Source organism: Bacteroides cellulosilyticus, assembly GCF_020091405.1.
Lineage (GTDB): Bacteria > Bacteroidota > Bacteroidia > Bacteroidales > Bacteroidaceae > Bacteroides.
In genome coordinates, this window is record NZ_CP081903.1 from 4818754 (window position 1) to 4830431 (window position 11678).

The window sequence follows — 11678 nt, forward strand, 5'->3', positions numbered from 1 at the left end:
TGATAGTGATTAGTGATTAGTTATGAATGACACGGTCGTTGAGTTCCGCCAGTTTGGCATTGTTCCAGCGGTCGGTAGTCCCTACCAGGTAACCGGTGATACGTTGTAACTTATCAATGTGCGTACTGCCACATTTCGGACAGGCTTCCAGATTCGGAGTAGAGTTTTCATATCCGCATTCCAGACAGCGGTTGCGGTTATGGTTTACTGAGCCGTATCCGATATTGTACTGATCCATCATATCCACTACACGCATGATGACCTCAGGATTGTGTGTCGCATCACCGTCTATTTCTACATAGAAAATATGTCCGCCACGTGTCAGTTCATGATACGGAGCTTCCACTTCTGCTTTATGGCGGGCGCTGCACTTGTAGTACACAGGCACGTGATTGGAATTTGTATAGTAATCCCGGTCTGTAATTCCCGGCAATACACCGAACTTCTTACGGTCTGCCCCTGTAAATTTGCCGGATAGTCCTTCGGCAGGCGTAGCCAGCACACTGTAATTATGGTGATACTGATCGGAGAATTGGTCGGCGCGGTCGCGCATATAAGTTACTATTTTTACTCCCAGTTTTTGTGCTTCTTCCGATTCTCCGTGATGTTTGCCGGTAAGGGCAACCAGACATTCTGCCAAACCTATGAAACCTATGCCCAACGTTCCCTGATTGATCACAGAGGCAATTGTATCGTTTGGTTTCAGCTTTTCGCAACCTACCCATAGGGCAGACATCAGCAATGGGAATTGCTTGGCAAATGCAGTTTTCTGGAATTCCATACGTTCGTGCAGTTGGCGTGCAGTGACTTCGAGCATTGAATCCAGTTTTGCGAAGAATTTGGCTATACGCAATTCTTTATCTTCTATCTTCATGCACTCGATAGCCAGGCGTACGATATTAATGGTAGAAAAAGAGATATTTCCGCGTCCGATTGAAGTTTTCGGTCCGAAACGGTTTTCGAATACACGTGTACGGCATCCCATGGTGGCTACTTCATGCTGATAGCGTTTCGGGTCATCCGCCTTCCATTCTTCGCTTTGGTTGAAAGTAGCGTCCAGATTGAGGAAATTCGGGAAGAAGCGGCGGGCCGTCACTTTGCAGGCAAGCTGGTAAAGGTCATAGTTCCGGTCTTCCGGCAGATAGCTCACACCACGTTTCTTTTTCCATATCTGAATAGGAAATATGGCTGTTTCGCCGTTACCTACACCTTGATAGGTGCTTTTCAGAAGTTCGCGGATGATACAGCGCCCTTCAGCAGATGTATCTGTGCCGTAATTGATAGAACTGAATACTACCTGGTTACCACCGCGTGAGTGAATGGTATTCATATTATGGATGAATGCTTCCATTGACTGATGTACACGTGCTACAGTCTTGTTAATGGCATGTTGCACAATGCGTTTCTCGTCGGACAGTCCATCCAGCGGCTGTTGCAGATAGTCTGTAAGCTCTTTCTTATATAGATGTGAATAATCCTTTCCGTTCAGCTCTTCCAGATTCTTGATTTCTTCGATATAGCTGTTGCGCACGTAGGGTGCCAGATAAAAGTCGAATGCCGGGATAGCCTGACCGCCATGCATTTCATTCTGTGCAGTTTCCAGTGAGATACATCCCAGGATACTTGCAGTTTCAATACGTTTGGCAGGACGGGATTCACCGTGTCCGGCAGAAAAGCCGCAGGTCAAAATACGATCCAATGGATGCTGAACACATGTCAGGCTCTTGGTAGGGTAGTAGTCCTTGTCATGAATATGCAGGTAATTACCGCTTACGGCTTCCAGTACTTCGTCGCTTAGCAGATAGTCATCCACAAAGGGTTTGGTCGTTTCACTGGCAAACTTCATCATCATGCCTGCCGGGGTATCGGCATTCATGTTTGCATTTTCCCGTGTTACGTCATTGGATTTTATTTCTATAATCTCCAGAAACATGTCGCGCGTCTTGGCTTTACGGGCAATGCTGCGCTGATTGCGGTAAGCGATATATTTCTGTGCTACATCTTTCCGGCTACTCTTCATCAGTTCCATTTCTACGGCATCCTGAATGGCTTCCACCGTCATTTGTGCACTTCCCTTGAAAGATATATGATCTGTGATTTGGCGTATCAATTGTAAGTCTTCGCCTTTATCCGTATGTAACATAGCTTTACGGATAGCAGTTACTATTTTCTCTTCATTGAAGCCTACTACACGTCCGTCTCTTTTGATTACAGTCTGTATCATGGTCTCGTTTTAATTTTTTAGTTATCCATTAGAATTGGGAGTGCAAAGGTATAAACTTATCTATAAGTTTTTGTTTTTGGGAAACTTTTATCGGTCTAAAATATGTTAATCAATTGGTTCCTAGTCATGTATAAATGTAAAGTGGATAACTTTTTGTATTAGTCGGTTTTCTAAAGTTGTTCAAAATGGAAAACTCTGTGTAGTAGGTAGATACAAAAAAACTCCCTTGCTACATGTATTTGTAACAAGGGAACTTATACTATAAGAATAATTCCTTGACTGTGATTATTCTTTTCCGAACAAAGATTATTTCAATACTTCAGCCAACTTTTTCTGCAATTCTTCACCGTGCAATCCGCGTGCGATGATGGTTCCTTCACCGTCGATCAATACAGTGTGAGGAATGCTGCTTACTGCATACAATTGAGCGCCTTCGCTGTTCCAGTATTTCAGGTCAGACATTTGCGGCCAAGTGATGTTCAGTTTCTGAATAGCGTCTTTCCATGCTTCGCCACTTTGATCCAAAGATACGCCTACGATTTCGAAACCTTTGTTCTTGTATTGAGCGTAAGCTTCTACCAAGTTTGGCATTTCACGGCGACAAGGACCACACCAGCTTGCCCAGAAGTCGATGAGTACCACTTTACCTTTACCTACATAGTCAGACAGTTTCACGGGCTTTCCGTCAGGAGTTTCCATTTCGAAATCTGTGAACTTCTGGCCTACGGCAGTTGCTTTCATCTTTTCTACGTTTCCTTTGATTTTGATGATTACTTCATCATTCGCAAATTCAGCCGGGATTTGCGGCATCAGCGGATCCAATTCGTCTACTTCAAGATAGTAGTAGTTATTCTTCAGCAAATGAACGCCTACGAGGTTTGTAATATTCTTAGCGATACCTACCTTGGTGATTTCCATTGACTTTTCTTGCAGATCGTTCATTTCCTTCATTTTGGCTTCGCGCTGTTCGTCAGTCAGTGTAGTATCTGACATGGACTCGTATATAGTCATCATTTGCTTGTTCAGATCATTCAGCTGAGCTCTGATTTCCTGGTAAGCATCATTGCTTGGCGTACCGGTAGCGGAGTCATTATCACGCGTCAGGTTGATGTTGATGTTACCGTTTTCAAGGAAAAAGTCCATTAATATGCCTTCTTTTCCTGCTGGTCTGTAAGTCACGTAACGGTTTACGGCAGTATCTTGTACACCTTTGAAGGTGAATGTGCCTTTTGTGATAACTGCGGAGTCTACTTTTACAAGATTTCTTCCGTCTACTTTTTGCAAAAATACGGTGTCGCCGTCAGCTCCACCCTCTACGGTTCCGGTTACCACGTAACCTTTGTTTCCGCTACAGGCAGCGACGATGGCAGCCACAGCGAGCAGATAGATAAATTTTTTCATTGCTTTTATTATTAAGTAAAAATATGTAGCTACAAAGATAATCAATAAAAAATCCCCTCCGGCATAACCGGAGAGGATTTTATAGTTTTAATCCCATTTTTTGTAATCGTGCTGTGCTTACTATTATTCAGCAGCAGCTTCAGCTGCGGGAGCTTCTTCGGCGGGAGCCTCTGTTGCTTCTTCAGCAGGTGCTTCGGCAGCAGCTTTTTCTGCTTCTTCAGCAGCTTTCTTTTCAGCTAATGCTTTAGCTTTCTCAGCGTTCACTTTCTTTTCTGCTTCCAGACGTGCTTTTGCTTCAGCTTTCTTAGCTTCTTCGTCTTTAGCTTTCAAGGTAGCCAAACCGCTTTGTTTGTTGTTCTTCCAAGCTTCAAATTTAGCTTCAGCTTCAGCTTCGCCAAATGCGCCTTTAGTAACACCGCCCAACAGGTGTTTTTTCATGTAAACGCCTTCGCGTGACAAGATGTTGCGAACAGTGTCAGTCGGTTGTGCACCTTTCATAACCCAGTCAAGTGCGCGGTCGAACTTCAAATCTACTGTGGCAGGATTGGTATTCGGATTGTACGTACCAATCTTCTCAATAAATTTACCATCACGTGGTGCTCTTACATCTGCAATAACGATAGAGTAAAAAGCATAGCTCTTACGTCCATGTCTTTGCAATCTGATTTTTGTTGCCATTTTAAATAATGTTTTAAATAAATGATTTGAATTATGCTACTATCTCGTAATAGCGGCTGCAAAGGTAGGGCTTTTATTTTGATTGACAAAGAGTTCGCTCGTTTTTTCTATGAGGCCGTTGTATTTCGGGCAATTGTATTACCTTTGTCGCCACGAAAACGATAACTGCTATTATGAAGCAAAAACTACTACTTGGAACTATTATTGCGTTGTTATTTGGAGCTTGTGGCCGTACCGATGTTCGTTTGCATTGTGCGGATGAACTGATAGAACAAAACCGGAAAGACAGTGCAAGCTTGATACTTGCCGGAATAAAGTATCCGGGAGCTTTTTCTAAATCCGACCGCGCCCTTTATGCTTTGCTGGCTGCCGAAGTGGCACGTAATGAGGAACGTTTGGATGAAATCGACACTTTACTTACCGTAGCTTTGGATTATTACCGTGCTTCTGTGGATAGTGTGCATCTAGTCCGTACCTTGTTTTGTGCGGGGCAGGTGGCACGTTCTTTTCAGCGCAATGAAGAGGCTATGAAATTTTTTCTGGAGGCATTGCCCTATTCGGAGGGCCAACAAGTGGGTGATTACTGGCGGTATTTAGTGAACACCTGGGCGGGGGTAGTGGCAGCAAAAGAACGTCTGTTCGAGGATAAAATACGATATTCGCAGAAAGCGCTGGAGATAGCCCGTCGCATGAAGAATGTTTCCTATGAATGTATTTCATTGGGAGACATCGCTTACGGTCACCTCTTCTCCGGCCGGTATGACAGTACTTTGCATTATACTGAAATCATGCACGAAATTGTTCTTCGCGATTCTCTGACGAGCCAGTTACCTTATATATATACGCGTTTTCAGGGAATTTACACTCAGAAAGGAGACTATGCCCTTGCTTTGCAATATGTGGATAAAGCTCTCCGGCATCGTGCGCCCACGGATTCTGCGAACATCACCGGTCATTATGCTGAAAAAGCCGCAATGTTCGGCAAATTAGGACAATATGATTCCGCCTACTATTACTTTCATAAATCCGAACCTTGTCCCGACCCTTTCACCCAGGAAGCCCGTTACTATAATATGGCGGATACTTACTATGCTATGAAGCGTTATAAAGATGCTTATGAATACCTTTTGCGATACACTCAGATAGATGACTCCATCAAAGCTGCTACTAAAAGTTCCGAATTGATAGCTTTGCAGAGTCTTTATCAGCATGAACGGCTTCGGGCGGATAATCTGCGTTGGCGTGCGCAGCTGGCCGAGCATAAACACCGGGTATATTGGATTATAGCCATATCCGTAACTCTTTTGTGGGTGGCGGGAGGTATTTATTTGATTTTTTACCGTCGTAATCGTCGCCGTCTGATTATCCAGCAGAAGCAGCTTATCGGTCAGCAGGAACAAATCATTGCCCAGCAAGAGGAACTGCGCCATCGTAGTGAAGAACATCTGGAGAATTTGCAAAAGATAAATGAGCTTCAGCAGAAAGAGGGGGAATTGAAAGGCGCCTTTTTCCGGCAACTGAATTTTAGCATTTTGCAGCAAGTGGGGGAGATCAGAAAGAACGGTAATATCATCTTTTCGGATAAAGACTGGGATGTGATAACTGAGAATGCCGATGCTATATTCAATAATTTCACTTTGCGTTTGCAGGACTCTTACCCCGAACTGAACAAAGAAGATTTGCGCTATTGCTGTATGGTGAAAATGCAATTATCACAGTCTGAAATGGCGCAGATCATGCACCTGGAAAAGGATTCCGTCAAGAAGCGCCTCAAGCGTATTCGCGTTGATAAAATAGGCTCGGGGAGTGGCGTGACTTTGGAGGAATTACTACGGAATTTCTGATTTGTCCCCCTGGCTTTTAAAGGGTGAAAGCTGCTTATTTAACTGAATTTCAGGTTTGTAGTTGGTGCTTTTTACTTTTTTATTTGTCCCCCGGTTTTATTTCCCGGTTTCATTGCTACCCCTTAATTTTGCGGCATAAACAAAATTAGGAACACACATGAGTATGACAATGAAAAAAGTTTTGGCTATATGCCTGTTACTGGTATGTACTTTTCCCCTATTAGCTCAGAAAATCTATCAGGTTAATGAGGTTTCCGAAATCAATCTGGGTGACGGACGCTTTCTCTATCGTGATGCCAAAAAGGAAAAACCTTTGAACGGTGAATTCCGTATAATCGACGGCTATCGTTCGCAATATGTGCAGGCGGAATTCAAGGAAGGCATGTTCGACGGAAAATATCAGGAATATTCCCATAATGCGCTTCGTCGGGAAGGTTCTTATAAGGAAGGACGTAAGAATGGTTTGTTTCGCGAATATGTGGGCGGGGCACTTACCCAGGAGTATACCTTCCGCAATGATACCCTTGATGGGGCGGTTATTTCTTATTTCCAAAATGGAAAAGTGTCCCGTTCTGTATTCTTCAAAAATGGTAGGGAGCATGGCAATTTTAAAGAATATAACCATGAGACCGGTGAAGTGCGCTCGGACAATAACTATGAAGATGGTTTGGAGCATGGCCGGCAATGGGCTTATCTGCAAGCCAGATACGACTATACCAGGACTTATACCTGTGAGCATGGCAAACGTATGGGAAAGTATGAGGAGCGCTTTGTTGACACAGACACTCCGAAGGTGCTGGGGAAATATGAGAATGGGATGAAGACCGGCTGCTGGTTGGAGTTCAATGATCTGGGTGATACGCTTTCTATTGAAAACTATGCAAACGACTTGCTGGATGGTGAAAAAGTAGTCTTTACCGGTGGGGTACGCGAAGAAATACAACATTACAAAGCCGGAAAGAAAGACGGACTTTTTGTTTTATTGGATTATTCTACCGGTAAGCCAAAACGCGAAACGAATTATAAGAACGGACGGAAAAATGGTACGGAGCGTGTTTGGGTAACCAGTAACCGCAATGATTTCATTGAGACTTATACTTATGTCAATGACCGTAGACATGGCCCATACGAAGCTGTTTATCAGGAAGACAAGCAGCAGAACATCAAAGCGGGTACTCTGAAAAGCAAAGGGCAGTACCGGAGTGACAGCCGTTCGGGACATTGGATTTCTTATGATACTACCGGAAAGATAGAGAAAGAATGGGATGAATAAAACACTTATTATAAACTGTTTAAAAATTGAATGTAAAATGAAAATCTTAGTATCATTATCTGTTGCAGGCCTTTTGTTGCTTGCTTCGTGTGGCGGTAAAGGCAAGGATGCGGCTTCTATGAGTTATAGTCAGGAAGATGCGAATGAAGTTATCGCTTACTACAACATCACTGTCGATCTGATGAAAAAACTCGTAGCGACGGATGACATTTCCAAAACACTGGCGTACATGAAAAAAGACGGTAAGGGCTTTGTTATAGCTCCCATTGTCAATCGCTCTTATTTTCAGGCTAAAGACACGACGGCATTATTAAATCCGGGCAACTGCTTCCCGGATGCGGTACGTGATAGTTTGAAAGCGCTTTGCCTGGCTTATGTGGATGCGTCAAACAAAGTGTATGCTAATTATGAAGAGTACTGCCAGTATATTAAAGCAGAAGACTATAAGGACGACAAGTATGCCAGGGGGCGTGAAATAGCTGCCGATCAGGAAGAACAGGGAAATCGGATACAGGAACTTCGTACGCAGATTTATGCTTTGGTGACGCCTTATGCCGACAAGGCAGAAGAGGCGACTTTAAAGGATAATCCTCTGAAAGATCATATTATGGCTGGGAAGGCATTGATTTCTTCTTTGGAGGCAGTACTTGAAGGTTATGATTCGGATGTTGCCAAAGAGCGAATGCAATCTTTGTATGATACTGTGAATACTCAGAAGGAGGCGGCTTCAAAGATAGAGAAGTTGAAAGACTATTCCAGTGAAATGATGAGTTATGAAGACATGGTTAATGATACTGATAAGTTCTTGGGTGAGCTTCGCAAACAATTGCGCGATGGGAAGTTTACCGAAAGCGGGTATAAGGAATTGCTTTATAACTATAATCATGTAATCGACGATTACAATCGTTTCGTAAATTGAGGATTATAGCATTAAAAAAGGATGAATTTCATTGAAATTCATCCTTTTTCTGTAACGTACTATCTTAGAATGATTAATTCTTCGGTAATGCTTCTTTAACTACCATCGGACGGCCTCCGTATTCAGCACCGTTCAATGCATTGATAGCGTTAGATGCTTCTGCAGAATCCGGCATTTCGATGAATGCGAATCCTTTAGATCTTCTTGTTTCACGGTCAGTGATGATTCTTACTGAGTCTACTGTTCCGTACTCTTCCATAACTTCTCTCAAATCTGATTCTCTAACCTTGTAATTAAGGTTACCTACATACAAATTCATAAATCTAAATAAAATAATAAATTAATAATTCAATAAACAAAGTTTTTGGAAGTTGTTAGGTCAGAGATGGAAATACTCAATGCAGAGGAAATACATACGTGAAATAATCAAATCGAATAAACTTTCTTATTGTTCGGGTACAAAGTAACGCATTCTATTTTAATAATGCATCATCTTTTACCATATTTTTTTTCGATATTTTCATTTTTTATTGAGTATGGGAGATTTTTCACGAATATTTCCGTGGATATCTCACCAATATTGCCAGTAATGCACATATTCCCATTGTAAACGGGTAATACAAGCTACCGATAATGCTGATGGGAGAAATTCCCGCTAATCCGGCGGCAATCAATAATTGCGCTCCGTAAGGAATGATACCTTGTATCAGGCAGGAGAACGTGTCCAGGATACTGGCTGTCTTCCGGCGGTCCAGATGAAAGCGTTGGGCGATGTCCTTGGCTATCGGTCCGGTGGTAATGATGGCGATGGTATTGTTGGCGGTGCATAGGTTGGCAATGCTGACGAGTGCGGCGATACTCAGTTCTGCACCTCGCTTACCTTTTACGTGACGTGTCAGGCGGGAGATTATGAAATCTATGCCTCCATTATACCGAATAGTCTCAAGCATGCCGCCCGCAAGTAAAGTGATGGTAATAAGTTCTCCCATTCCCGTGATACCTGTTCCCATGGCGCCGAACCAGTCGAAGAAAGCTGTACTTATGTCTGTTCCGCTTGTAACAATACCTATGATGCCTGTGCTGAGGATACCCAGCAGCAAAACCAGCATTACATTTACACCAGCCACTGCCGTGCCCAATACGATGAGGTAGGGGATAACCTTTATCCATTCAATCGCTTGCGTCTGTGCAGGGGCTGATATTGATAATCCCTGGAATATATAGATACATAGTACGACCAGTGCTGCCGGAACCACAATCATAAAGTTCACCCGGAACTTATCCCTCATCACACAATCCTGTGTTTTGGTGGATGCAATTGTTGTGTCCGAAATAAAGGAGAGATTATCTCCGAAAAATGAACCGCCCACTACAATGGCAACCATATATGGCAGATCGATGCCGGTTTTTTCCGCCAGTCCGATGGCTACGGGCGTCAGGGCTACAATTGTTCCTACGCTGGTGCCGATGGAAAGTGAAATGAAACAGGCGGCGATGAAAATTCCTGCCAGTAATAAATTGTCCGGCAGGATGCTCAGAGTCAGGTTTACTGTAGCGTCGATTGCTCCCATCTGTTTGGCGCTCTGTGCAAAAGCTCCGGCAAGGATGAATATCCATATCATCAATATGATATTCTTATTGCTGGCTCCTACCGAGAATTGATACACCCGCTTTTCCAGACTCAATCCGCGCGTCAGTGCGATGGCATAGCAAGATGACAACAGGAATGCTACCGTAATAGGTACTTTATAGAAATCGTTTACAATCAATGAAGTCACCAGGTAAAGGCATAAAAATACTGCCAGCGGGCTCAGTGCCCACCATCCACCTTTTCGTTTATTCGCTGTATTTGTCATTTTAATATATATATGGTAACACGTAAGGCATTTGGGCCGTTAGAGGAATTGATTTCTGTCGGGTTATGAATTCTTCACCACAGAGTAACACGGAGTATCACGGAGTTCTATTCTTTTGGTTTCAAATTGATTAAACTCTGTGAGACTCCTTTAGATTTGCATTACTAAAACTTAGGGTTGAAATATTACCTTTGTAGTTAATAAGAGTTAACCAAGGGAAGCGGGTGACCTATTGTGAGATCTAGGCAGAAGCCCTATACACAGAACTAGTCCTGCCTCCCTTTTCAGTTGAATCGTCCCAATTAGAATTTTAGGTCGTTGGCCTATTAAAGGATTTAGTGAGTTCAACCTATGGTTAACTTCAAATAAGTAATGCGAAGTTATGAAAAAGAAATGGTTTATTGGCATTGACATCAGTAAAAAAACACTTGATGTTGTTATTTACGATCCCGCAAAGAAACATGCGGATGAGACAAACTACAAGCAAGTCTCGAATAATAAAACGGGTTATCAAGCATTGTTTGCCTGGATGAAGCAGAAGCGTATTTCTCCTAAACAGACTGTCATCTGCTTGGAGAATACAGGCATTTACAGCTATGATTTATGTCTGTTTTTAGAGTCATGTAAACAAGATTACAGTTCTTTCACTCCTCTGGATTTAAAGCGTTCTCTGGGGCTTGTCCGTGGAAAGAATGACCGTGTGGATGCCGAGCGGATAGCTTACTACGGTTACTTGCATCGGGATGAATTGACCTATTCCAAACTTTCCGGCAGTGCTGTCCTTATCTTGCGTGACTTGTCGTCCGAAAGGAAACGCCTGGTTAAGCATCTGACTGAAAACAAGGGATTTATCACGGACAGAAAAGACCGGGAGTCCACCTCTACGAGCAGGCGGGCAGAAGAAATGGTTAAGATTCTGGAAAAACAAATTCAAAGCGTAGAAGATGAGATGCACGGGATTGTCAGCTCTGATCCGACTATGAACTTAAACTATCAGCTTCTTAACAGCATTAAAGGGATTGGTAGTGTTAATGCCATCAATACAATCATACATACTAATAATTTCAAGGCATTTGAAACCGCACGGCAATATGCCTGTTATCTGGGTATTGCCCCTTTTGAACATTCTTCAGGAACCAGTGTGAAAGGGAAAACAAGGGTATGTGCTACGGGAGCCAGACTATTGAAAGCGGATCTATCGCAGGCTGCAAGATCGGCCGTTGTATGGGATAAGGAACTCAAAGAGTATTATGAAAGGAAAAGAAAAGAGGGAAAAGAACATGGAGTAGTGCTGAATGCGGTAAAGTTTAAACTTGTGTGCAGAATGTTTGCAGTAGTCAGAAGAGGGACACCCTTTGTTGATTTAATCACGTATAAAGAATAAACGAGCAGGGAAGCATTACGCTCCACTACTCGTTTGGTTTTATTAACAGTGTTTTTAGACCGAATTATTTGCTCAGGTCTTAGAATTCTGTGTTACTCT

General features: G+C 43.0%; 9 protein-coding genes. 4 read left to right on the forward strand and 5 right to left on the reverse strand.

The genetic code is table 11. The features are described 5' to 3' along the window. Positions 1-16 precede the first annotated feature (16 nt). The 3 genes from K6V21_RS18175 to K6V21_RS18185 form a co-directional block, all read right to left on the reverse strand. Positions 17-2224: an anaerobic ribonucleoside triphosphate reductase gene (locus tag K6V21_RS18175; protein WP_224319446.1), complete on the reverse strand. Its 2208-nt coding sequence runs from the start codon at positions 2222-2224 to the stop codon at positions 17-19. A 306-nt stretch (positions 2225-2530) separates the two neighbouring features. Beyond that, on the reverse strand, positions 2531-3625 hold the full coding sequence (locus K6V21_RS18180) for a TlpA disulfide reductase family protein (protein ID WP_224319447.1): 1095 nt from the start codon (positions 3623-3625) through the stop codon (positions 2531-2533). A 123-nt stretch (positions 3626-3748) separates the two neighbouring features. Then, positions 3749-4303, reverse strand: a complete 555-nt coding sequence (locus K6V21_RS18185; RefSeq protein ID WP_007218692.1) for a 30S ribosomal protein S16 — start codon at positions 4301-4303, stop codon at positions 3749-3751. Positions 4304-4476: 173 nt separating this feature from the next. On the opposite strand from K6V21_RS18185, the gene K6V21_RS18190 reads away from it, so the two are divergent. The 3 genes from K6V21_RS18190 (at position 4477) to K6V21_RS18200 (ending at position 8339) form a co-directional block, all read left to right on the forward strand. Next, the gene (locus K6V21_RS18190; RefSeq protein WP_224319448.1) at positions 4477-6147 is read left to right on the forward strand and encodes a hypothetical protein; all 1671 of its coding nucleotides are present in this window, start codon (positions 4477-4479) and stop codon (positions 6145-6147) included. Positions 6148-6310: 163 nt separating this feature from the next. Beyond that, the gene (locus tag K6V21_RS18195; protein WP_224319449.1) at positions 6311-7420 is read left to right on the forward strand and encodes a toxin-antitoxin system YwqK family antitoxin; all 1110 of its coding nucleotides are present in this window, start codon (positions 6311-6313) and stop codon (positions 7418-7420) included. A gap of 37 nt (positions 7421-7457) precedes the next feature. Next, the gene (locus K6V21_RS18200) at positions 7458-8339 is read left to right on the forward strand and encodes a YiiG family protein (RefSeq protein ID WP_224319450.1); all 882 of its coding nucleotides are present in this window, start codon (positions 7458-7460) and stop codon (positions 8337-8339) included. A gap of 73 nt (positions 8340-8412) precedes the next feature. On the opposite strand, the gene K6V21_RS18205 is transcribed toward K6V21_RS18200, so the two are convergent. Further along, positions 8413-8658, reverse strand: coding sequence for an RNA recognition motif domain-containing protein (locus K6V21_RS18205; RefSeq protein ID WP_007213447.1), 246 nt, complete (start codon positions 8656-8658; stop codon positions 8413-8415). A 229-nt stretch (positions 8659-8887) separates the two neighbouring features. Beyond that, on the reverse strand, positions 8888-10195 hold the full coding sequence (locus K6V21_RS18210) for a Na+/H+ antiporter NhaC family protein (protein WP_224319451.1): 1308 nt from the start codon (positions 10193-10195) through the stop codon (positions 8888-8890). 382 nt (positions 10196-10577) lie between these two features. On the opposite strand from K6V21_RS18210, the gene K6V21_RS18215 reads away from it, so the two are divergent. Further along, positions 10578-11579, forward strand: coding sequence for an IS110 family transposase (locus K6V21_RS18215; protein WP_224318936.1), 1002 nt, complete (start codon positions 10578-10580; stop codon positions 11577-11579). Positions 11580-11678: the final 99 nt, after the last annotated feature.